We start from the raw sequence: 23198 nt of genomic DNA, 5'->3' as shown, positions 1-23198 counted from the left end.
GGAATGGCAACGTGATTTATGCTTTGATCGCGGCAATTGGACTTTCTCTTTTTATCTATAGCATCACAGCTCGACAATTAGATAGGGCTGAGCTCACTGCACCTATGTGGTTTGTGCTAACGGGCGGGGCGATAGGCTTTGTGCTTGGTAATATTGAGGGAGGGCAACAAGCTTTAGCGGTAGATATTAATGGCCTACAGACACTGCTGCCCGTAATTGAGCTGACGCTTGCGATTTATTTATTTTCCGATGCTGCAAAAACGCGATTGCGAGTGTTATCTCACAGCTTTCAGTTACCGGTTAAATTATTACTAGGGCTGCCATTAACCATGGTATTTGGCGCTTGGGTGGCTCATGAGCTGTTTCAGTTATCTTGGTTGGCTTGCTTTTTAATTGCGGTGATCATTACCCCAACCGATGCCACTTTATGCAAAACCTTCATTCAGGATAAGTCTGTGCCCTCCAGATTACGTGAGGCAATTAATGTAGAAAGTGGCCTGAATGATGGCCTCTGTATTCCGGTATTTCTGTTTTTACTGGGAGTATTAGCTGAGCGAATGCAAGCGACGACTGAATCATTTGCTTGGATTTTTATGCGTGAAGTGGGGATTGCACTCGTTGTCGCGGGGTTACTGACTGGGGTGATCATTTGGTTACTTAAACGTGCCTATCAACATCATTACTTTGCGTCTAAAACTAGCCCTTTTCTCTTTGTTGGCATCGCTTTTTTAGTTTTCTCGGTAACCCAAGCTTTGCATGGCAGCGGCTTTATTGCTGCATTTGTCAGCGGTTTACTGTTTGATAAATATTATCGTGATGAGTTTAAAGATCAGCTTATAGAAGAAGGCGAACACCTCGCCGAATTTGCGGCTTTTATAATCTGGATTGTGTTTGGTTTGTCGGCCAGCATGGTGCTTTTGGCAGTCACTGAATGGCAGGTTTGGGTGTACGCAGTGTTAGCAACCGCCTTGTTTAGATTGATCCCAGTATTCCTCTGTTTGTTAGGTGGTGACCTGACAACCAAAGAGCGCTTTACTTTAGCTTGGTTTGGCCCCAAGGGGTTAGCTTCGGTGGTGCTAACCTTAATGCTCCTCAGCGAAGAATTGCCAAATGGTTTGCAAATTACTCAAGTGGCGATGGCAACGGTGCTGCTCAGCATTTTTGTATTTGGATTATCTAGTCGACCCATTTCTAAATTATTTACCAGTACTTCAGGTAGAGAGTGATTACTCTAAATCATGATAGCTGTACAGGGTAGCTTCGCACTTAAATTGTATTGTTATAATGTAACTTGTTGCGAAATAAAATAATTTTTTTCACTTCGCTGAAATAAAAAAGTCATGTAACGCGCCTAGACTGTGCCCGCCTTACAGACAAATATTACGTTTCAGGAACAGTACAATGAATAAAAAGTTACTTACAGTTGCTATCTCTGCAATTCTACTTACCGCGTGCGATGACGATACAAAAACCGTTGAGGTGATCAAAGAAGTTGAAGTCATTAAAGAAGTACCAGTGCAAGAAGTGACACAAGTAAAAAATGTGATCCTTATGATCGGTGACGGTATGGGACCACAGCAAGTTGGCTTACTTGAAGAGTATGCTCAGCGCGCGCCAAACTCAACTTATAAAAACAAAGGCAATCAAACAGCGCTTTCTAAACTTGCTGCGGGTGGTCATTTAGGTTTATCGCTTAATGCGCCACATGGTGCAACGGGTAGTCTTGTGACTGATTCTGCTTGTTCGGCAACACAGTTAGCAACGGGTATTGCGGCAGGCTCTGAAATGATAGGTCTTGATGCCGACGGTAATAAAGTCGCCACTATCTTAGAAAAAGCCAAAGCCGCAGGTAAAGCAACGGGTCTTGTTTCAGATACGCGTATCACTCATGCAACACCTGCGGCTTTCGCTGCACATATGCCACATCGCTCATATGAGGCAGAAATTGCTGAGCAACTAGTTCGTTCAGGTAATGTCGATGTGATGTTATCTGGTGGTGCGCGTGTGTTTGTACCAAAGAGTACACCTGATAATGCAGAGGTTAAAGCTCAGCTTGACGCGCTTGGCATGCCAAGCAACGTATACAAAAAATCAAAGCGTGGAGATGAAACTAACCTAGTTGTTGAAGCAAAAGAGCAACACGGTTATGGCCTTGCTTTTGATAAAGCACAGCTAAATAGTTTTGAAGGTGAGAAAGTACTTGGCCTATTTGCAAATTCAGGTATGAATGACGCAATTGCTTATAAAGCTTGTCAACAAAACGACAGCTGTTCGCAGCCTTCATTAAAAGAAATGACAATTAAGGCTTTAGATATTTTATCTAAAGATGAAGATGGCTTTTTCTTAATGATTGAAGGTGGTCAAATTGACTGGGCGGGTCACGCAAACGATGCGGGTTGGATGTTAAACGAGCTGCTTAAATTTGATGAAGCTGTTGAAGCTGTGCATGAATGGGTAAAAGACCGTAACGATACACTAGTCGTTGTGACTGCAGACCATGAAACGGGCAGTTTTGGCTTTAGTTACTCTAAGCATGAGCGTCCTGAAGCACAGACCCTGTCTGGCGATGGTATGTATGTAAATGGGGTTGCTAAAGAATATCACCCTAAGTTTAACTTTGGCCCGCTTGCGCAACTAGACAAGCTTTACGCGCAAACAGGCACCTTCTTCGATATCCTTGCAGAAGCTGCGCCTGATGAAGTCTATGAAAATGTATCGGGCCCAACTTGGAAAGCGACCATTGAAGATATGACGGCTTACACAGTGACGCTAGATAATGCTGCAAAAGTCGGTCAGAGTGTATACGATGAAAATAGCGCTGATATGATCCCTGCGTTTGAAGACTTTAGTGATTTCTATGTATACGCGAAAGAAGACTACACAGGTAAAATTGCACGAGCGCTTGCCTCAGAGCAAAATGTTGTTTGGGGAACAGGTACGCATACCGCAGCCCCAGTGCCTGTTTATGCTTATGGCCCACAAGGGGTAACTAAGCAGTTCTCAACCATGCAGCACCATGTGGATGTTGCAAACAAAATGATGACTGCGCTTGGTTTAACTGAATAAACCAAGCACCTAGATTTTAAGTAACTTCAGATCTAAGCCACAGCAATGTGGCTTTTTTCTGTCATTAAGGTCAGGAACTCATTTTGTGGCAATGGTTTAGAATAGTAATAACCCTGACCAAAATCACATCCAGCCTGTTTTAATAGTTGATGCTGAGTCGCGGTCTCAACGCCCTCTGCAATGACTTTTAAGCCTAGACGGTGCGCCATCAGAACAATGGTTTCACATAGGGTTAAATCGTCTGCATTGGTTGCGATACCATCGACGAAACGCTTATCAATTTTCACAAAGTGACAATCTAATTGTTTTAGATAAGCAAGTGACGAGTAACCCGTGCCAAAATCATCTAATGCAAATTGAAAACCTTGCTGCTTTAATCGTTCAACACGTTGCTTTGTGCGGCTATCATTGTGCATCATCATGCCCTCAGTAACTTCTAGTACCACTTGCTCCGCAGGAATTGCAAGCGTCGTGAGTTTGTCACTCCAACCTGCCAAGGTGCAATTTTTAGCGGCAAATTGGACTGGCGAGACATTAATGCTAATTTGTGTTTTGTGACCTAAGTGCTGTAGTTGCGTCAAGGTGTCTATGGACTGTGAGAATGCTAAATCACCAATATGGTGAATAAGCTGGGTTTCTTCGGCTAAGGGAATAAACTCAGCCGGGCTGACCATGCCTTGCTCAGGGTGTCGCCAGCGGATCAAGGCTTCTGCTTTAGCAACGCGATTATCTGCAAGTGACACTATGGGTTGGTAATGCATTTCAAATTGATTTTTATGAAGTGCAGTACGAATGCCTTTGAGCATTTGCATTCTAGATTCTGCGACTTTTCGTAAGGTATCGTCAAAAATCACATAGCCGTTACGACCCTGCTGTTTTGCTCGATACATAGCTTGATCGGCGGCCTTCAGCAGGGTCTCCGCTCCGTTACCATCCATTGGTGACATTGCAATGCCCATACTTGTGGTGATATGGCATTGTTCATCTTGGATCTCAAAAGGCTGTTTGAATGCTGACTGGATCTGAGAGGCCAGTGTTTTACACGCTGTTTTATGTTCGTCATCTTCCAACACAAAGACAAATTCGTCTCCACCGATACGAGATAAAAAAGCGTTTGGCGAAAGCGCTTTCAAGCGTTGTGCTACCAACTTGAGAAGTAAGTCGCCGTAATAATGGCCCAATGTGTCGTTAATATCTTTAAAGTTGTCGAGATCGAGTAACAGTACGGCCGTTTGATGTTGGCCACCAGAAACTTGTTTTTTCAAGTGCTTTTTAAGTCCCACACGATTGTGGAGGTCGGTTAATTCGTCAAAATGTGCTTGCTTCCAGATCAGCGCATCTTTGCGCTTAACTTCGGTAATATCGGTGAAAATTGCGACACGTCGATAGATTTCACGATTATTATCGTAAACACTATCTATGGTTAGCCATTCGTTATAAAGCTCTCCATTTTTCTTTCGATTGACAATTTCTCCCTGCCAGCGACCATGCTCGTTAAGCTGCTGCCACATAAGTTCGTAAAAGCTACGGTCATGTTGACCCGATCCCAACATAGCGGTGGACTTACCTAGGACTTCGGAGCGTTGGTAACCTGTAACTCGAGTAAAGGCGAGGTTAACGTCCAAGATAAAGCCATTGGCGTCCGTGATGATCATGCACTCACTACTATTGTTGTAGACTAATGCCGCAAGGTTCAGCGCTTCTTCCTGATGCTTACGCTGACTAATATCACGGAAAATAAGCAACGCTTGAGGATGTGATTCAATGGCACACAAACGACATTCAACAACTTGGCTACTGGTGGGTGAAAACTCTAGTTGTACGTAGGTTTTGTCATTTAACAATGCAAGCTCTGCACGGATCCGCTTATAGATATGTTCTGGAAGTAATTCCCTAAGCGTTTGTGCTTTGTCTGTATAATCGCCATAACGGGATAAGATCTGAGCTTGTTGATCTAGGCGCACATAGCTATCGGGGAGTGCATTAATTAGGGCCTTTACAACGGCAAGTCTATGATTGGCATTGTCTTCGGCGGCCAAACGGGTCCGTGCCATATGGGCAAAGCGTTCGGCAATATGCTCAAATTCACTCGGAACTTTGGTGGCGTCAAAACTGGAATCTTGTTTGCCTGACTCAAGCGCAGCAATTGCATGTTTTAGTGCGCTTAGCGGTTTTAAAAGTTGTTGTTTTAACTGCCAATGGGTTTGCCAAAACAAAATACACGCAAGCGCAAAAAATATTCCCAAAAAGAGTGTAAACCGCTTGTCTATGCTACTTAACTGCGATTCGAAATCAAAGCTGAAGTAGATTTGTAAAGCGTGATTGCTGCTATTAAGAGATTGCTTAACATACACCAAACGGTTGCCTTCAGGGGTGGTAAGCAGCGTCGCTTGCTTGGTTAAATCACTTGGCCACGAGCTGCTGACAGCAAGACCGAGTTGTGCTTTTGATGTCGGGTACTGTGCAATAATTTGCTTTTTGGCATCGGCAATCATTACTCGAGTGCCAACCGGAAGGGGCAACTTTGCTAAGGTTTGGCTCCAATGGGTTAAGCTTTTCACTGCAACTAGCATAAACAAAAACTGTTGTTGATCGTTGTAAATTGGCAATGCGAAGTTAACAGTGGCGCGCTGCATACTGCGATCAATTTGATATTCACCAATACTAAACTGAGCAGTGCGCATTGCGGCTTTAAAATAGCCGCGATCAGCAATGTTGATTTTGCGTTGATCTGGCTGATGCGTAGTACAAAGTACGTTTCCTTGTGCGTCGACTATACCCAGGTTAGCAAGGTTAGGACTAAGAAGCATCGCGTGATATAGCAGCGCAGGGCATTGACCATGCTCTACCGTGAGATGATCAATACGGGTCGACAGTTGCTGAAGAACTTGCTCTGTATCTGCGAGCTCGACCTGCTGAATGGCCGCAACTTGCTTGGCGTAATGCAGCGCCTGTTGTGACTGTTGTGTTAATGCTAGCTGACGTTGCTCGTATAAAAGAAATAAAATAATGATCAGACATGGCAAGCAAAGCAGAACGAGTAAGCGATAAAATCGAAACTGTATTGAAGATTTCAGAATAATCCCACCTATGGAGCTGATCAGAGAGCGCGAATGATACCGAATCAAGTTGTTACAACCAAGCAAATTTGCATAAATAATTCAGTAGAAAAAGTACGCTAAAGTAAGGTTGAACAAATCGAATTTTTAATTTCTCATTTGAAAGTATGACGTGATTATTCGGTCAAAAAAAATGGCATTTTTTCCTCTCTCCACTTTTTTCCACCAAATTCATGATCTTCCACAAATCCCGCGATTTTTCTGGCTTTCAAAGGTGTTAAAGGTACCGACTGAACTTGACAAAAGTGCTTGTCAAGCCCTAGACTGTTCTTCTGTGGTAAAAAGTGGGTTTTAGTGGATCAAACTGGATCAACCAACTTATAAATAGGATCACGCATGTTTCGAGGTGCAAGTTCGCTAGCTTTGGATGACAAAGGGCGTTTTGCGGTGCCAACTAAGTACCGTCAACCGCTGCTGTCCGAAGATCAGGGAACTGTTATTTGTACTATTGCGATCAACGAACCGTGCCTGTGGCTCTACCCACTCTCCGAATGGCTAGAAATTGAGAACAAACTAAGTCGTATCTCGAACACCAATCCCAGAGTGAGACGTTGGCAACGGATGTTGTTAGGTCATGCTACAGAATACCAACTAGACAAAAATGGCCGGATTTTACTGGCGCCTTCGTTGCGCTCCCATGCGCAGCTAGGCAAAAAGATCATGCTAGTTGGGCTACTCAATAAATTTGAAATTTGGGATGAAGAACGCTGGTATCAGCAAATGCAGGCTGATACCGAAATTGAACACTCAGGAAACTTTGAGGAAAGCCCTGAACTGGATGATTTTTCCTTGTAGGGGTAAACAAATTAATGAGCGAAGAGTTTAAGCATATTTCGGTATTAATGACCGAAACCCTAGATGCCCTAGCAATTAACCCTGAAGGTATATATATCGACGGGACGTTTGGTCGCGGTGGGCACTCAGGTGAAATCCTCAAAAGGTTGTCTACTGGGCGTTTACAAGCCATAGATCAAGACCCTCAAGCAATTAAGGCGGCTGAAAAATTTGCCGACGATACACGTTTCTCTATAGCGCGAAGTCGTTTTTCGCAAATTAAATCCGTAGCGGAACAAGCCGGTATTTTAGGTCAAGTTGACGGTATTTTGTTAGACATCGGTGTGTCTTCACCTCAGCTTGATGATGCAGATCGTGGCTTTAGTTTTATGAAAGACGGTCCACTGGATATGCGAATGGATCCAGATTCAGGTCGAAGCGCCGCACAGTGGCTAGCTGAGGCTGAACTTGAAGAAATGGTGTTTGTGATCAAAAAATACGGCGAAGAGAAGTTTGCTACTCGCATTGCTCGTAAAGTTATTGAAGTGCGTGAGCACACCGCGATTACAACCACCGCGCAATTAGCGCAATTAATTGATGAAGCCGTGCCTGTCAAAGACAAACACAAGCACCCAGCAACTCGTACTTTCCAAGCTATTCGTATTTACATCAACAGCGAGTTAGAAGAAATTCAGACTGCATTGCAATCATCACTTGAGGTGTTAAAGCCGGGCGGTCGGTTAGTGGTGATCTCTTTTCATTCTCTAGAGGATCGCATTGTAAAGCAGTTTATCAAGAAGCAGAGTAAGGGAGAGGCGATACCCAGAGGTCTGCCTTTAACGGATGAACAACTTAAACAAAACCTCACCTTAAAGGCAGTGGGTAAAGCCATTAAGCCTAGCGATGCGGAGATTGCACAAAATCCGCGCTCGCGAAGCTCTGTATTGCGAGTGGCGGAGAAGCTCTAATGAATGCAAGTAAGCAACGTCAACCGAATCTGTTTGTAGAAATTGGCCATTACATTATTGCCAATAAGTTGACTGCATTCTTGCTATTTACGATTTTGATTTCTGCACTCGCTGTAGTGCAAATTACTCACTTAACTCGCCAGCAATTGATACAGCAAGATGAACTATTACAACAGCGCGATGAGCTAGACCTGCAGTGGCGCTACCTCGTTGTAGAAGAAGAGTTTTACTCGCAGCATGCAAGGATAGAAGAGATAGCGAAGATGCAGTTAGAGATGAAACGCCCGACCAGTAAAGATGAACAGGTGATCGTGCTGCCATGAATAAACAAAAGCAAAAAACTCAATCTATTATTACTTGGCGCTTCGCGCTAGTTTGCGGCGTGATGCTCACCGTTTTTATGACACTTGTCGCACGCGCTGCATTTTTGCAAGTAATTGAGCCCGATAAGGCAATTGCAGAAAACGAAAAGCGTACAGTTCGGGTTGAAAAACTCAATGTACAACGAGGCATGATCTTCGACCGCAATGGCAAAGAGCTGGCAGTGAGTGTGCCGGTTGTGAGCGTTTATGCTGATCCCCTTGCCATTGATAAGGCACTTGCCAAAAAAGTGTTACGTAAAGCCCGTAAAGAAGGTGAAGATTATAAGGCGTTGGAACAAAATGACGCGGAGCTGAAAATACGGAAACAAGCTTGGTACGATGATGAGCTCAGGTGGAAAGAGCTTGCAGATGTGCTCAGACTTAAACCAGAAAATGTCGATGAACGGCTTCGGGGAGACCCAAGCCGTCGTTTTGTCTATTTGAAGCGCCAAGTGACGGCGGTTGTTGCCAACTATATTCGTCAAATGCGCCTGCCGGGCGTGCACTTGCTGGACGAGTCCAAACGTTTTTACCCAAGTGGCGAAGTAACGGCGCACATGATTGGTGTAACGGATATCGATGGTAAGGGTATCGAAGGCGTTGAGCGTATGTTCGACTCTGCATTAACCGGTACAGCAGGTAAACGCACCATTCGTAAAGATGCGCAAGGCCGTGAAGTGCAAGTGCTATCAGAAGAGCAGCGTGTTGAGCCAGAAGATGTTTACTTGAGTATTGATTTACGGATCCAAGCTATTGCCTATCGCGCGTTAAAGTCAGCTGTACTGAGCTATAAAGCTACCTCTGGTTCGGCGATTGTTGTTGATGTACACACTGGCGAAATTTTGGCATTGGTGAATAGTCCAAGTTTTAATCCTAATGACCTAAGTACCGCAGCACCATACAAACGACGTAATCGTGCTATGACCGATTTATTTGAGCCCGGTTCAACCTTAAAGCCTTTAGCGGTACTGGCAGGTTTAAATTATGGTGCAGTCAAGGCAACAGACACGATAGATACTTATCCGGGCTGGATGAACTTAAGCGGTGGCTTAGTGAAAGACACTCGCAACAATGGTGAGCTGAGCTTAAGAGAAATCCTTAAAATTTCCAGTAACATGGGGGTTGCGAAGATCTCGCAAATGCTGCCAAAAGAATATTTTATCAATTTATACCAAGAAGTGGGTTTTGGTGAGCCAACGGGCTCAAACATGATTGGTGAAAGCGCAGGTTTATTTTATCCAAACCGCCGTTGGTCTAACTTTGAAATCGCAACATTATCCTATGGTTACGCAGTATCAGTAAGCACTGCTCAAATGGCGAGACTTTACGCTATGTTTGGAGCCGGTGGTATCTTGCGACCACTTACAATAGTGAAGCAGGATGAAATTCCTGAAGGTAAGCGTATTTTTAGCGAGCAAGATACACACGCAGTGGTAGAGATGATGGAGTCAGTATTTGAACGTGGTGGTACAGCCCACAACGTAAAAGTTGATGGGTATCGTGCCGCTGGTAAAACAGGCACTTCAGAAAAAGCCGTGGCGGGTGGCTACGGTGATGAGTACGTTGGTTACTTTGCGGGCGTTGCACCAGTAAGCGACCCAAGGCTTGCAGTTGTAGTGATGGTCAATGAGCCGGCGGGAGATGTTTACTATGGTGGCCAAACAGCAGGGCCCGCGTTTGCTGAAATTATGTCTAATGCACTGAGAATTTTAAACGTAGCGCCTGATAAAGAGCGCGTTGCTTATATTTCGGGAGCAGATAACGATGCGTGATCTGGCTCAGGTACTCAGTGATTATGGTGTCAATATTGCCCCTGTTGAGGTTGAGCATCTGCGTATAGACAGTCGAGCGGTTGGGCCGGGTGATTGCTTTATTGCACTGCAAGGCCATGCCCAAGACGGTGCGAAATATGCCGCCAGTGCCGTTGCGCAAGGCGCTAAATGTGTGCTTGCAGAAACGGGAAGCGAGCTTAATGTTGCACCAGAGCAAGCCATTTTTATCGATAATCTTGCCGATAAGTTGGCGGCAATTGCAGCGCAGTTTTATGCATATCCGAGTAAAAAACTCAAACTCATAGGCGTTACTGGCACTAATGGTAAATCTACCACGACAGCGATGATTGCCAATTTAGCTAGTCTAACCGGTAGTGCAGGGGCTGTGATAGGTACGCTTGGTTATGGCCAACCAGACAGTCTTATTCCGCTGGCAAACACCACGCCGTCAAACGTAGATTTACAACGTATTTTGGCGCTTTTACAGCAACAATATGATCAAGTCGCGATGGAGGTCTCTTCCCATGGCTTGGTGCAAGGTCGGGTTGACGAATGTGACTTTGATGTGGCTGTTTTCACCAATTTAACGCGCGATCACTTAGATTATCATGGTGATATGCAAAGCTATGCAAAAGCCAAGAAACTGTTATTCACTCGCTGTGCGCCAAACTATAAAGTCATCAATATTGACGATGAAGTGGGTGCAAACTGGGCAGCTGAATTTAATGACGGCACTTTGGTTGCCTACGGTCGCTGGGATGAAACGCATAGCTACCAACAATATGTATTCTTTGATGCCGTATTGGCACACCCAAATGGCTTAACGGCAACGTTAAAAACCAGCTGGGGTGAATGTGAAGTCAGCGTGCCACTGTATGGTGAGTTTAATCTTTATAATTTGGCTGCCGCGGTAGCGACCTTACTATTGCAAGGCGCAAGTCTTGAAGCGTTAAGCGAAGCATGCAGCCAACTCGCGCCTGTGGCAGGACGCATGCAGCCATTTAGTGCCCCTGAAAAGCCTACGTGTATTGTTGATTATGCCCATACCCCAGACGCTTTGGCACTTGCACTACAAGCCTTGCGAGCACATGTACCGGGCAATCTTATTTGTGTGTTTGGTTGTGGTGGTGACAGAGATAAAGGTAAGCGTCCTGAAATGGCACGAGCTGCAGAGAAATATGCAGATAAACTGGTGATCACCAGCGATAATCCACGAAGTGAAGATCCCAATTTAATCATTGACGACGTTAAGGCTGGACTCATCCACCCTGAGTATGCTGTCTGCCAGCCTGATAGAGGGCTAGCCATTCAACACGCGATAGACCTAGCTGATGAAAACAGCGTAGTGCTAATCGCGGGGAAAGGGCATGAGGATTATCAAATTATAGGTACTGAGCGCATTGATTTTTGTGATAGGCAATGCGTTGCAGCGATTTTACGAGGGGAAAAGGCATGATCAAGATGGATTTTTCTTGGCTTGCAGCAGTCTTAAAAACCCCTTACGACGGGGAGAATTTGGCAGTCGCCAATATTAATACTGATACCAGAACAATACAGTCTGGAGAGGTATTTTTAGCACTGAAAGGACCTAACTTTGACGGCCACCGCTTTTTGGATGTGGCCAAAGCGCAAGGTGCCATTGCAGCTATTGTTTCTGAGCTTGATGAAGATATTGATTTGCCGCAGTTTGTGGTTGCAGACACGCGTATCGCTTTAGGCCAAATTGGCCGAGCAGTGATTGAGACTGTTGCCCCTAAAACCATTGCAATTACTGGCAGTGTTGGTAAAACCACAGTGAAAGAAATGTGTGCGGCGATTTTGGCGCAAAAAGGCAAAGTCCTTGCGACAAAAGGTAATTTTAATAACGACATCGGAGTACCGTTGACGCTATTGCGCTTAAGTGAAGATGATGAATACGCGGTGATAGAACTCGGCGCTAACCACTTGGGTGAAATAGCTTATACCACTGCATTAGTAAGTCCAGACGTGGCGACAGTGTGTAATGTCGCGCCAGCCCATATCGAAGGGTTTGGTTCAATTGATGGGGTAGGAAAAGCAAAGGGCGAGATTTTCTCAGGGCTAAAAGCTGACGGTGTCGCAGTCATCAATGCAGATAGTGACTATGCCCAGATGTGGCAGGAAAACTTAGCTGTTTCCAAAGTAAAACGTTATAGCTTAAATGATCAGCTTGATATTTGGGTAGAAGCGATTGAGCTGGATGAGTTAGCTCGCCCGACCTTTACGCTATGTCAAGGTGAGGAGTGCGCGATCATTAGTTTACCGCTTTCTGGATTGCATAATGTTAGCAATGCGCTGATTGCGGCTGCATTGACAACTGAGCTGGGCGCAAGCTTGAGTGAGGTGGCTACGGGTCTTGGACAAATGGCTGAAGTAAAAGGCCGCGTCAACATGATCCAGGTGTCGGACACGCTGCGTGTTGTCGATGACACCTACAATGCAAATGTAAAATCTGTTAACGCGGCGATTGATTTACTGGCGTCTATGTCTGGCTATAAAGTATTGGCGTTGGGTGATATGGCAGAACTGGGTGAAGATGCCCGTGAATATCACCGTGAAGTCGGCGAATATGCTAAGCAGCAAGGCATTGATGAATTGTTTTCATTGGGGGTGCTGAGTAGCAGCGCAAGCAATGTATTTGAAAAGCCAAATCGTCATTTCTCGACTCGCGAGAATTTAATGAAGGCGTTACGGGTTGTATTGGCCGAGCAATCAGGGCAATGCACCGTTATCGTTAAAGGATCACGTAGTGCGCGGATGGAACTGCTCGTTGAAGAATTAGTAAACGCTGGCCAGTCGGATAGCGAGACAGGAGAAGTATCATGTTAGTTTGGCTAGCCGAGTATCTTACTCAGTATTATTCTGGGTTTAACGTCTTTTCTTACCTTACGCTAAGGGCGATTTTAGGCATTTTAACAGCCTTGATGATTTCGTTGTATTTTGGCCCTAAACTTATCGCTGCATTACAGCGCATGCAAATCGGTCAGACTGTACGTGATGATGGTCCGGAATCGCACTTATCCAAGTCGGGTACCCCAACTATGGGTGGACTGTTAATTCTGGCTGCAATCTTTACCAGTACGCTACTGTGGGGCGACCTTAGCAACAAATATGTTTGGGTGACGTTATTTGTCATTGGCAGCTTAGGTATTGTTGGGTTCGTGGACGATTACCGCAAGGTGATCAGAAAAGACAGTAAAGGCCTAATTGCGCGTTGGAAATACTTTTGGCAGTCGGTTATTGCGATCTCTACGGCGGCATTTTTGTACTTTACGTCTACCAGCGCTGCGGAAACCACGTTAGTTGTACCATTTTTGAAAGATGTATTACCACAACTTGGTTTGTTCTATTTGGTTATGAGCTATTTCGTGATTGTGGGTACGTCAAACGCCGTTAATCTCACTGATGGTTTGGATGGTCTTGCCATTGTACCGACCATTTTGGTTGCCTCCGCACTTGCTATTATTGCTTACGTTACCGGTAACGCGAATTTCTCAAGCTACCTTCATATTCCACATTTACCACTCACGAGTGAGTTGGTTGTGGTGTGCACGGCGATTGTCGGCGCAGGTCTTGGTTTCTTGTGGTTTAACACCTATCCGGCACAAGTTTTTATGGGCGATGTTGGTTCATTAGCGTTGGGTGGCGCACTCGGGATCATCGCTATTTTAGTACGCCAAGAGTTGGTGCTGATTATTATGGGTGGTGTATTTGTGATGGAGGCATTATCCGTCATTTTACAGGTGGGGTCTTACAAACTCAGAGGTCAGCGGATCTTTAGAATGGCCCCTATTCACCATCATTATGAATTAAAAGGATGGCCTGAACCTCGCGTGATAGTCCGTTTTTGGATTATCTCGATTATCTTGGTTTTGGCCGGTCTTGCGACGTTGAAGATTAGATAATGACGTATATTGAGCAATTACAGAAAAAGCATGTCACGGTACTGGGACTTGGAGTCACAGGACAGGGGATCGTGCGTTTTCTGCTGTCGCACGGTATTAATCCAAAAGTGGTTGATAGTCGTCCAGTGCCTCCAGGCTCGGATTGGCTAAGTCACAACGCACCTGAATGTGAAGCGGTATTTGGCAATCTTGCTGATGCCGCTTTGGCGCAAACGGATCTAATTATCATCAGCCCGGGGATCCCATTATTTGAACAAAGCGTTGCCGCAGCCATTGCCGAAGGCGTTGAAGTCATCGGCGATATTGAGCTATTTGCACGCCTCAATACCCGTCCAGTGATTGCCGTTACGGGCTCTAACGGTAAGTCCACCGTTGTTACGCTCGCGACAGAAGTATTGAAAGCCGCAGGCTTAAAAGTTGGGCTTGGCGGCAATATTGGCACGTCCGTGTTGTCGTTGTTAGAGCAGCCGTATGATGTTTATGTGCTCGAGCTGTCTAGTTTTCAGCTTGAAACCACGCATAGCTTGGCTTGTTTGTCGGCAATGATCCTCAATATTACTGAAGATCACATGGATCGCTATCCTGATTTTCAAGCTTATATTGAAGCGAAGCAACGTATTTACCAACATGTTGAGCATATTGTTTATAATGCTGAAGATCATTATACCTTTGCGCAGCATGGGCAAGGCAGCAGTGTGTCCCTTACTGAGGGAGATTATCACTTAATGACCTGTGACGGTGAGCCGCATTTTGCACACAAACAAACACCACTGTTACCGGTAAAAACACTGGCGATGGTAGGGCGACATAACCAATTTAACGCCTTGGCAGTGTTGGCGTTATTAGCGCCGATGCAACTGCCTATGCAGGTCTTTGCCAGCGCCTTTGCGAGTTTCACGGGGTTACCTCATCGTTGTCAGTTGGTTGCCGATGTTGCAGGGGTTCGTTACTTCAATGATTCAAAGGCGACGAATGTTGGATCGACGGTCGCCGCTATTGATTCTTTGGCTTCAGGCCGAAAAAATATTATTTTGATCGTAGGTGGGGATGCGAAAGGCGCAGACCTTTCACCACTCAAGGCGCCACTCAATGCACATTGCAAAGCGCTATTTTGTTTTGGGCAAGACGGCGCACAGTTTATGCCACTGCTGCGCAATAGCCATCAGGTCAACAATTTGGAAGAAGCAGTGTTGGCGGCAAAAACGATAGCGACCAAGGGTGATGTTGTGCTACTAGCACCAGCCTGTGCCAGCATAGACATGTATCCAAACTATATGGCGCGTGGGGATGAGTTCGTCCGTTTAGTGGGGGAGCACACTTGATTAACGTCGCTGATATCAGAGAGGCTTTAACGCCTCGCCAGTCTGAGAGCTTATTTGACGTGCCTTTGATGTACTGCATGCTCATGCTTATTGGAGTGGGATTTGTGATGGTGACGAGTGCTTCTATGCCTGTTGCAGAGCGGCTATTTGATAATCCTTTTCATTTTACTATTCGCCACGTAATTTTTTTAGTGGGCTCCTTTATTCTCTTTTGGTTTGCGACTAGCGTGCCAATGACTTGGTGGAAGCGCAGTAATCCATATTTGCTGCTTTTTGGTTTGGTACTGTTAGTCGCGGTACTTATTATTGGCCGGGAGGTAAATGGTGCTAGGCGCTGGATCCCGCTTGGACCTTTTGGTCTTCAGGTTGCAGAAGCATCTAAACTGTTTTTCTTTAGTTACATAGCTGGCTATCTAGTACGAAAACGCGAAGAAGTACAAGAAAATATCAAAGGGTTTGCAAAACCTATGGTGGTGTTTGCGGCCTATGCATTTTTAATTTTGATGCAGCCTGACCTAGGAACCGTTGTCGTGATGTTTGTGACAACTGTGGGATTATTGTTTTTAGCTGGCGCAAAGCTTTGGCAGTTTTTTACCTTAATGCTAACTGGGGTTTCCTTAGTTGTGTTGTTGATAATTATTGAGCCGTACCGAATGAAGCGCGTTGTTGGCTTTTTGAATCCTTGGGAGGATCCGTTTGGTGCTGGTTATCAATTGGTACAATCGCTGATGGCATACGGTCAAGGGGGCTGGTTTGGTCAGGGCCTGGGTAATAGCATACAAAAACTGCAGTATTTACCGGAAGCACATAATGACTTTATTTTTGCTGTAATCGCTGAAGAGCTGGGTTTTATTGGTGTATTTAGCATAATTATTGTACTCGGCGTATTGGTTACTCGAGCGCTTTTTATCGGGCAAAAGGCCCTTAAAGCAGGCAAAGAATACGAAGGATATTTTGCCTTGGGCATTGGTATTTGGTTTGCCTTTCAGGCAGTCGTTAATATTGGTGCGAGCGCCGGCATTTTACCCACTAAGGGCTTAACGTTGCCGTTTGTTTCTTACGGTGGGTCGAGTCTTTGGGTGATGACAATTGCGGCAGGCATTTTACAGCGCATAGACTTTGAGACAAAAATGTCGACAAGGCAAGCAACATCCCGTGGAGGTAGGCGATGACAAAGCGTCTTCTAGTGGTCGCGGGCGGTACAGGTGGACATATTTTTCCGGGTATTGCAGTGGCACAATTTTTACAAGCGCAGGCTTGGCAAGTGAGCTGGGTTGGCACTGCGGACAGAATGGAAGCCGATGTTGTGCCACGTTACGGCTTTGAAATTGACTTTATTGCCATGAAAGGCGTCCGTGGTAACGGGGTCAAACGATTACTAACCGCACCATTCATGGTTTTAAAAGCGGTACTTGCAGCAAAGCGTATTTTACAACGGCGTAAACCTGATGTGGTATTAGCTATGGGCGGTTATGTAACTGGTCCTGTAGGCGTTGCTGCGAAACTGCTTGGGATCCCTTTGGTGATCCATGAGCAAAATGCAGTTGCGGGTATGAGCAATAAGTTGCTGGCGAAAATTGCAAGTCGCGTATTGGCGGGTTTTCCCGGCGCATTCAGTGAAAAGCTCGCTCAGGTTGTGGGGAATCCGGTACGTGCAAGTGTGGCTGAGATTAGCGATAAACCCGTTTCAGAGCCGTTAAATCTATTAATTGTCGGTGGTTCATTGGGAGCAAAAGCACTGAATGAAACCGTGCCAGAAGGGCTCAAGTTACTAAAGCAACAGGTGGCCAGTATCGGATTAAATATTCGTCATCAAAGCGGTAAACATAACCAAGACGATACACAACAACGATATGAAAGTGCAGGCATTAATGCTGAGGTCAGCGAGTTCATTCATGATATGGATGCCGCATACGCTTGGGCTGACTTGGTTATTTGCCGTGCCGGTGCGCTTACTGTGAGTGAGATAGCCGCAGCTGGGAAAACGGCGATTTTTGTGCCTTTCCCACATGCCGTTGACGATCACCAGACGGCTAACGCGCAATTTTTAGTGTCGGCTGGGGCAGCTTTTATACTGCAGCAAACGGCACTGACGCCAGAAGTACTAGCAACTACACTGCAGCCACTTGTTATTGAGCCGCAAAAAATTGCGACCATGGCAGCAAAAGCGAGACAATGCGGTAAGTCGGAGGCAACAGCGAAAGTTGCCCAAATTTGTACAGAATTATCGAACTAGGATATTAAATGGAAGCTTCAAGCAGAAGAGCAATGCGACGTATCAACACCATCCACTTTATCGGGATTGGTGGTGCTGGTATGGGTGGGATTGCAGAAGTACTGGCCTTTGAAGGTTACCGAATTACAGGCTCAGATATCGCCCAAAGTACGATGACAGAGCGATTAACAAATATGGGCGCCGAGATCTTTATCGGCCACCAAGCTGAAAATGTAAAAATGGCTGATGTGGTTGTGGTATCGAGTGCAATCAACGACCAAAACCCAGAGATCCAAGCGGCGAAGGCAAACCGTACGCCAATCGTTCGCCGCGCCGAAATGCTCGCTGAGTTGATGCGCTTTCGTCACGGGATTGCGGTAGCAGGAACACATGGTAAGACCACAACGACGAGCCTGATTGCGAGTATTTTTGCGCGGGCTGAGCTGGATCCAACCTTTATTATCGGTGGCTTGCTCAATAGTGCTGGCAGTAATGCCAAAGTGGGCAGCAGTGAATACCTTATCGCAGAAGCGGACGAGAGTGATGCATCGTTTTTGCATTTGCAGCCGATGGTGTCGGTGGTCACGAATATCGAAGAAGACCACATGGATACTTACGAGGGTGACTTCGAAAAAATGAAAGACACCTACATCGAGTTTATCCATAACTTACCATTTTATGGTCTGGCAGTGGTGTGTATCGATTCGCCAGTCGTAAGAGAATTATTGCCACGCTTTGCAAGGCCGACCATCACGTATGGTGAGGCTAACGATGCGGATTATCAGTTACTGGACTTCAAGCAAACACAAAGTGAATCACACTTTAAAGTCAGAACCAAAGACGGTGAGTTACTTGAAGTGAAGCTAAATATGCCAGGTAAGCACAACGCATTGAATGCGCTGGCATCTATTGCGGTTGCAAAAGATCACAATATTGAAAACGAAGCGATTTATCAGGCATTAGCCAATTTTGAAGGCGTAGGACGTCGATTCCAGCATTACGGCTCATTCAATAATGAAGTGGGTGAGGTGATGCTGGTTGATGATTATGGTCACCACCCGTCTGAGGTTGCGATGACGATAAAAGCCGCTAAGTCTGGTTGGCCTGATAAGCGTTTGGTTATGATTTATCAGCCACATCGCTATAGCCGAACACGCGATTTATATGAAGATTTCGTAAAAGTGCTTTGCGATGTTGATAAACTACTGCTGTTAGATGTATATAGTGCCGGCGAAGCGCCCATCGTTGGTGCGGATAGTAAAAGTTTGTGTCGTAGTCTCCGTCAACGTGGCGTTGAGCCGATCCATATCAGTGACCATGGTGAATTGGCGAAAGTGTTGGCAAGCACTATGGCTGATGGCGACTTAGTGTTGACGCAAGGAGCTGGCAATATAGGTCAAATCGTGAAGCAGTTAGCCGCAACCGGGCTATCGATAGCGCAGTTAAAACAGAGTGAATTATGAGTAGTCAGTTTGGAAAAGTAGCCGTATTACTTGGCGGTAGTTCAGCAGAGCGAGAGGTGTCGCTAAAGTCTGGTAATGCAGTGTTAAATGCTTTCGTTAACCAAGGTGTTGACGCGATTGCTTTTGATCCAGCAGAACGTAATTTATGGCAACTTAAAGACCTAGGTGTGGATCGGGTATTCATCGCACTGCATGGCCGTGGCGGTGAGGATGGTACTATTCAAGGTGCGCTTGAGTTTATGGGGATACCATACACAGGAAGCGGTGTACTTGGTAGTGCGCTTGCAATGGATAAAGTCCGCTGTAAGCATCTATTTCAGTCTGCCAAGTTAAGTACGGCACCTTACGCTGTAGTGAGCAAAGAGACGGGTTTTGATGCTAAGGCGCTAATCGCTGAGTTTGGTAAAGTCATGGTAAAACCAAGCCACGAAGGCTCAAGTATAGGTATGGCGCAGGCAGACAGCGAAGAGACCCTGACTGCGGCATTAAATAATGCCTTTAAGTTTGACGATCAAGTTCTCGTTGAGCAATGGATCACTGGGCGGGAGTTTACCGTGTCTATGCTTGGTAAAGAGGCATTGCCTGTTATTGAAATGCGTACGCCTCGTGGTTTTTATGACTATGAAGCGAAATACCAAGTTAATAGTACAGAGTATTATTGTCCGGCAGATATTAGCGCTGCACATACTGAGCAATTACAAGTGATGGCAAAGCACGCTTTTGAATTGGTTGGTGCCACTGGTTGGGGACGCGTAGACGCCATGCAAGATGAGCAGGGCCATTTCTATCTACTCGAGGTAAATACCGTACCTGGTATGACCGAAAAGTCGTTGGTGCCGATGGCAGCAAAAGCGGTGGGTGTAAGTTTTGAGCAATTAGTTGTTCGCATTTTGGAGCAAACGCTTTAATATGCGAGCATTTTTGGCAGGGTTGAAGCTGATCGGTTCAAGAGTGAACTGGCCTCTTTTTTGGGGACTTAGCTTCTTCTTTGTGGTGATTTTTACATTGGTGAGAGGAACATACTGGGTAAGTGATTGGTTAGTTGCACATCATGATGCGCAAATAAAAACACTCAAAGTACTCGGTAAACCACATTACACCAATGAAGATGACATTGTGGCGGCAATTAAAACCGCAGATTTAAATAGTTTTTTTGAACTTGATGTAAAAGCAGTCCACAAGGCGGTAAAGTCTTTGCCTTGGATTGCGACAGTGTCAGTCAGAAAACAATGGCCGGATACGCTGCAAGTCTATGTGGTGGAACATAAGCCGGTTGCGCATTGGAACAGCGATTCATTACTCAATGATGATGGTGAAGTATTCCAAGCAAGCAGTAACAAGTTGCCGCAGGGGCTGCCTGAATTATATGGCCCTGAAGGGAGTGCTGAAGAAGCATGGCAAACATTTAAGCAGTTTAAAGCCTTGTTGGCGGTAAATCAGTTTACGTTGGAAAGTTTAGCGCTTTCAGAACGATTTGCTTGGCAGCTATGGCTGGACAATGGGATCCGATTAAATTTAGGGCGTGAAGACAAAGCCAAACGAGTACAACGTTTTATTGACGTGTATCCACGTATGGAGCGGCCTGAAGGTAAAGTAATCGATGTCATTGATTTACGCTACGACACGGGACTGGCAGTGAGTTGGAAAGAACCTACTGAGCAGCAAGAACAACAAAATAACAAGAGTGAAGCATGACAAAGTCGGCAGAAAGAAACTTAGTGATTGGATTAGATGTTGGCACATCAAAGGTCGTCGCCACAGTTGGGGAGATCACTGTGGACAATCAACTTAGTATTGTCGGTGTCGGACGCCAAGAGTCTCACGGCATGGATAAGGGCGGGGTAAACGATTTAGACCTCGTTTCTGAGTCTATTAAACGCGCTGTAGATGAAGCCGAGCTAATGGCTGATTGCAGAATAAGCTCGGTTTATTTGGGGATTTCAGGCAAACATATTCAGTGTCAAAACGAAAGTGGCGTGGTGGCAATAAACAATGCTGAAGTCACTGACGATGATATTGCCAATGTTATTCATATCGCGCGCTCTGTGCCTATGTCTGCCGAACGCAAAATGCTGCACTCATTGCCGCAAGAATATAGCATCGACATGCAAGAGGGGATCAAAAACCCTCTGGGTATGAGTGGCGTAAGGATGGAAGCGAAAGCACATATCATTACGTGTTCAAATGACATGGCAAAGAATATTGAAAAGTGTGTTGAACGCTGTGGTTTACAGGTAGATCAATTAACATTTAATGCCTTGGCATCATGTTACTCAGTGTTGACTGATGATGAAAAAGAGCTTGGTGTTGCGGTATTAGATATCGGTGGTGGCACCATGGATATTGCGATTTATGTAAATGGTGCGCTGCGCCATACTGCTGTGATCCCGGTCGCGGGTAATCAGGTCACTGGCGATATAGCAAAAATATTTAGAACACCTATTTCGCATGCCGAGTCTCTGAAAGTACAATATGCCTTCGCGTCGAGCCAAATGGCATCAAGCGAAGAAACCATCGAAGTACCAAGTGTTGGTGGACGCCCTGCTCGGGTAATGTCTCGCCATACTTTATCTGAGGTGGTAGAGCCAAGATTTAGAGAACTGTTTGAGCTTGCACAAGAAGAATTACGTCGCTCAGGTTTTGAAGATCAAATTGCGGCGGGTCTTGTTATCACTGGCGGTAGTGCCAAGATGCAAGGTGCACAAGAAGTCGCAGAAGATATATTCCAAATGCCAGTAAGAATAGGTAAACCAATTGGCATTAAAGGATTAACAGATTATGTTGATGACCCTGCATATGCAACGGCGGTAGGTTTGTTACAATACGGCCGTTCACTACAATCGATGAATGCACAGAAATCGAAAGTAGATGCAGAGGGGAGTTGGTGGAACCGTGTTACAAAATGGTTCCAAGGCGAGTTTTAATACTCAAGTCGGAGAGTGAAGATGTTTGATATTATGGAACAGCACAGCGAAGAAGCTGTCATTAAAGTCATCGGTGTCGGTGGCGGCGGCGGTAACGCCGTAGAACACATGGTAAACCAAGAAATTGAAGGTGTACGTTTTATCGTAGCGAATACTGACGCACAAGCGTTACGCCGTTCGTCTGCGGATATTACCGTACAGCTAGGTACTCAGATTACCTCAGGCCTTGGAGCTGGCGCAAACCCAGAAGTGGGTCGCAGCGCAGCAGAAGAAGATCTAGAAACCATCAAGAGCAGCCTTGAAGGCGCAGACATGGTATTTATCGCAGCCGGTATGGGCGGTGGTACAGGTACCGGTGCCGCACCTGTTGTTGCTCGTGCAGCAAAAGAACTAGGTATTTTGACTGTGGCTGTAGTAACGCGTCCTTTCGATCTCGAGGGTAAAAAGCGCATGGCTGCGGCTGAGCAAGGTATTGCTGAGTTGTCAGAAATTGTAGATTCACTTATTACAATTCCAAACAACAAATTGCTTAAAGTTCTTGGTAAAGGGACTACACTGCTAGATGCCTTCGCTAAAGCAAATGACGTGCTTTATGGCGCGGTACAAGGTATTGCAGAGTTGATCACACGTTCAGGTCTAATCAACGTTGACTTTGCGGATGTGAGAACCGTGATGTCAGCAATGGGTACTGCAATGATGGGGACTGCTTCGGCAACAGGTCCTGATCGTGCACAAGAAGCTGCGGAAGCCGCGATTTCTAGCCCGCTTTTAGAAGATGTTGACCTAACTGGCGCGAAAGGTATTTTGGTGAATATCACCGCTGGCATGGACATTACTATCGAAGAGTTTGAGGTCGTTGGTAACCATGTTAAAGCATTAGCGTCAGAAAACGCGACTGTGGTAGTAGGTGCTGTTATTGACCCTGAAATGAGCGAAGAGCTAAGAGTGACCGTAGTTGCTACAGGCTTAGGTGGTGACCGTCGTCCGCAATTTGGTATTGTAGACAATGGCTTTAGACAAGCCTCAGGCTCAGATGCAGTAGGTGGCACACAAACTAGCTCACAAACGAGCATGTATGTGCCAAGCTTTACGCAACCACAAACGTCAGCGGCAGAACCTGAGCAACCAGCTGAAGCGCCTGCACCACAAGTACAAGAGCAGAAGCCACAACAAGCTTCTAGTTCAGCAAGTGCAAAAGGCAGCGACAGTAAAGAAAAAGGTGACTACTTCGATATTCCGGCTTTTTTACGTAAGCAGTCAGACTAAGGTTGGTATAAAAAATAAACAAAG

The 23198-nt window shown here is 45.6% G+C and carries 18 protein-coding genes; 17 read left to right on the top strand and 1 reads right to left on the bottom strand.

Going from position 1 to position 23198, the window contains the following annotated elements:
• Window positions 1-11: 11 nt before the first annotated feature.
• The gene (locus DRB05_RS21850; protein ID WP_128728789.1) at window positions 12-1226 is read left to right on the top strand and encodes a cation:proton antiporter; all 1215 of its coding nucleotides are present in this window, start codon (window positions 12-14) and stop codon (window positions 1224-1226) included.
• 175 nt (window positions 1227-1401) lie between these two features.
• Entirely contained in the window at window positions 1402-3066 is a 1665-nt protein-coding gene (locus tag DRB05_RS21845; RefSeq protein ID WP_128728788.1) for an alkaline phosphatase, read from the top strand.
• A gap of 32 nt (window positions 3067-3098) precedes the next feature.
• Here the strand turns inward: DRB05_RS21845 and DRB05_RS21840 are convergent, their stop codons facing one another.
• The gene (locus DRB05_RS21840; RefSeq protein ID WP_128728922.1) at window positions 3099-6092 is read right to left on the bottom strand and encodes an EAL domain-containing protein; all 2994 of its coding nucleotides are present in this window, start codon (window positions 6090-6092) and stop codon (window positions 3099-3101) included.
• A 429-nt stretch (window positions 6093-6521) separates the two neighbouring features.
• Here DRB05_RS21840 and mraZ point away from each other — a divergent pair, with 429 nt between their 5' ends.
• The 15 genes from mraZ to ftsZ are packed head-to-tail and all read left to right on the top strand — an operon-like array spanning window position 6522 to window position 23174.
• Entirely contained in the window at window positions 6522-6980 is a 459-nt protein-coding gene (gene mraZ / locus DRB05_RS21835) for a division/cell wall cluster transcriptional repressor MraZ (protein ID WP_128728787.1), read from the top strand.
• 14 nt (window positions 6981-6994) lie between these two features.
• Complete coding sequence (gene rsmH / locus DRB05_RS21830) at window positions 6995-7927, top strand: 16S rRNA (cytosine(1402)-N(4))-methyltransferase RsmH (RefSeq protein ID WP_128728786.1); 933 nt, start codon at window positions 6995-6997, stop codon at window positions 7925-7927.
• Window positions 7927-8250, top strand: a complete 324-nt coding sequence (gene ftsL, locus DRB05_RS21825; RefSeq protein ID WP_128728785.1) for a cell division protein FtsL — start codon at window positions 7927-7929, stop codon at window positions 8248-8250. Before rsmH ends, ftsL begins: the two co-directional genes overlap by 1 nt.
• Window positions 8247-10061, top strand: a complete 1815-nt coding sequence (locus tag DRB05_RS21820) for a penicillin-binding transpeptidase domain-containing protein (RefSeq protein WP_128728784.1) — start codon at window positions 8247-8249, stop codon at window positions 10059-10061. Before ftsL ends, DRB05_RS21820 begins: the two co-directional genes overlap by 4 nt.
• Window positions 10054-11517, top strand: a complete 1464-nt coding sequence (locus DRB05_RS21815) for a UDP-N-acetylmuramoyl-L-alanyl-D-glutamate--2,6-diaminopimelate ligase (protein WP_128728783.1) — start codon at window positions 10054-10056, stop codon at window positions 11515-11517. Before DRB05_RS21820 ends, DRB05_RS21815 begins: the two co-directional genes overlap by 8 nt.
• Window positions 11514-12908, top strand: coding sequence for a UDP-N-acetylmuramoyl-tripeptide--D-alanyl-D-alanine ligase (gene murF, locus DRB05_RS21810; RefSeq protein WP_128728782.1), 1395 nt, complete (start codon window positions 11514-11516; stop codon window positions 12906-12908). The genes DRB05_RS21815 and murF overlap by 4 nt, the downstream gene beginning before the upstream one ends.
• The gene (mraY, locus tag DRB05_RS21805) at window positions 12902-13984 is read left to right on the top strand and encodes a phospho-N-acetylmuramoyl-pentapeptide-transferase (RefSeq protein ID WP_010368649.1); all 1083 of its coding nucleotides are present in this window, start codon (window positions 12902-12904) and stop codon (window positions 13982-13984) included. The genes murF and mraY overlap by 7 nt, the downstream gene beginning before the upstream one ends.
• On the top strand, window positions 13984-15306 hold the full coding sequence (gene murD / locus DRB05_RS21800; RefSeq protein WP_128728781.1) for a UDP-N-acetylmuramoyl-L-alanine--D-glutamate ligase: 1323 nt from the start codon (window positions 13984-13986) through the stop codon (window positions 15304-15306). Before mraY ends, murD begins: the two co-directional genes overlap by 1 nt.
• Window positions 15303-16478 (top strand): cell division protein FtsW, encoded by a 1176-nt coding sequence (ftsW, locus tag DRB05_RS21795; RefSeq protein WP_128728780.1) that lies wholly within the window; start codon window positions 15303-15305, stop codon window positions 16476-16478. Before murD ends, ftsW begins: the two co-directional genes overlap by 4 nt.
• On the top strand, window positions 16475-17542 hold the full coding sequence (murG, locus tag DRB05_RS21790; RefSeq protein ID WP_128728779.1) for an undecaprenyldiphospho-muramoylpentapeptide beta-N-acetylglucosaminyltransferase: 1068 nt from the start codon (window positions 16475-16477) through the stop codon (window positions 17540-17542). Before ftsW ends, murG begins: the two co-directional genes overlap by 4 nt.
• An 8-nt stretch (window positions 17543-17550) precedes the next feature.
• Window positions 17551-18984 (top strand): UDP-N-acetylmuramate--L-alanine ligase, encoded by a 1434-nt coding sequence (gene murC / locus DRB05_RS21785; RefSeq protein ID WP_128728778.1) that lies wholly within the window; start codon window positions 17551-17553, stop codon window positions 18982-18984.
• Window positions 18981-19892 (top strand): D-alanine--D-alanine ligase, encoded by a 912-nt coding sequence (locus DRB05_RS21780; protein ID WP_128728777.1) that lies wholly within the window; start codon window positions 18981-18983, stop codon window positions 19890-19892. Before murC ends, DRB05_RS21780 begins: the two co-directional genes overlap by 4 nt.
• Before the next feature lies 1 nt (window position 19893).
• On the top strand, window positions 19894-20679 hold the full coding sequence (locus tag DRB05_RS21775; RefSeq protein ID WP_069020760.1) for a cell division protein FtsQ/DivIB: 786 nt from the start codon (window positions 19894-19896) through the stop codon (window positions 20677-20679).
• Window positions 20676-21908 carry a cell division protein FtsA gene (gene ftsA, locus DRB05_RS21770; RefSeq protein WP_128728776.1) on the top strand — a complete coding sequence of 411 codons (1233 nt, stop codon included), beginning with the start codon at window positions 20676-20678 and terminating at the stop codon, window positions 21906-21908. Before DRB05_RS21775 ends, ftsA begins: the two co-directional genes overlap by 4 nt.
• Window positions 21909-21929: 21 nt before the next feature.
• Complete coding sequence (gene ftsZ / locus DRB05_RS21765; RefSeq protein ID WP_045987929.1) at window positions 21930-23174, top strand: cell division protein FtsZ; 1245 nt, start codon at window positions 21930-21932, stop codon at window positions 23172-23174.
• The last annotated feature ends 24 nt before the right edge of the window (window positions 23175-23198 follow it).

This window comes from Pseudoalteromonas sp. A757 (genome assembly GCF_004103285.1).
GTDB lineage: Bacteria > Pseudomonadota > Gammaproteobacteria > Enterobacterales > Alteromonadaceae > Pseudoalteromonas > Pseudoalteromonas galatheae.
The sequence above is the reverse complement of the archived record's forward strand: the minus strand, read 5'-3'. Positions and strand labels throughout refer to the sequence as shown.

Bases quoted from the DNA above. Each gene is read 5' to 3' on its own strand.
- murC (WP_128728778.1), top strand. From the start codon at position 17,551: ATGGAAGCTTCAAGCAGAAGAGCAATGCGACGTATCAACACCATCCAC.
- mraY (WP_010368649.1), top strand. From the start codon at position 12,902: ATGTTAGTTTGGCTAGCCGAGTATCTTACTCAGTATTATTCTGGGTTT.
- rsmH (WP_128728786.1), top strand. From the start codon at position 6,995: ATGAGCGAAGAGTTTAAGCATATTTCGGTATTAATGACCGAAACCCTA.
- DRB05_RS21820 (WP_128728784.1), top strand. From the start codon at position 8,247: ATGAATAAACAAAAGCAAAAAACTCAATCTATTATTACTTGGCGCTTC.
- DRB05_RS21780 (WP_128728777.1), top strand. From the start codon at position 18,981: ATGAGTAGTCAGTTTGGAAAAGTAGCCGTATTACTTGGCGGTAGTTCA.
- DRB05_RS21815 (WP_128728783.1), top strand. From the start codon at position 10,054: ATGCGTGATCTGGCTCAGGTACTCAGTGATTATGGTGTCAATATTGCC.
- ftsA (WP_128728776.1), top strand. From the start codon at position 20,676: ATGACAAAGTCGGCAGAAAGAAACTTAGTGATTGGATTAGATGTTGGC.
- murF (WP_128728782.1), top strand. From the start codon at position 11,514: ATGATCAAGATGGATTTTTCTTGGCTTGCAGCAGTCTTAAAAACCCCT.
- DRB05_RS21845 (WP_128728788.1), top strand. From the start codon at position 1,402: ATGAATAAAAAGTTACTTACAGTTGCTATCTCTGCAATTCTACTTACC.
- ftsL (WP_128728785.1), top strand. From the start codon at position 7,927: ATGAATGCAAGTAAGCAACGTCAACCGAATCTGTTTGTAGAAATTGGC.
- DRB05_RS21775 (WP_069020760.1), top strand. From the start codon at position 19,894: ATGCGAGCATTTTTGGCAGGGTTGAAGCTGATCGGTTCAAGAGTGAAC.
- mraZ (WP_128728787.1), top strand. From the start codon at position 6,522: ATGTTTCGAGGTGCAAGTTCGCTAGCTTTGGATGACAAAGGGCGTTTT.
- murD (WP_128728781.1), top strand. From the start codon at position 13,984: ATGACGTATATTGAGCAATTACAGAAAAAGCATGTCACGGTACTGGGA.
- ftsZ (WP_045987929.1), top strand. From the start codon at position 21,930: ATGTTTGATATTATGGAACAGCACAGCGAAGAAGCTGTCATTAAAGTC.
- murG (WP_128728779.1), top strand. From the start codon at position 16,475: ATGACAAAGCGTCTTCTAGTGGTCGCGGGCGGTACAGGTGGACATATT.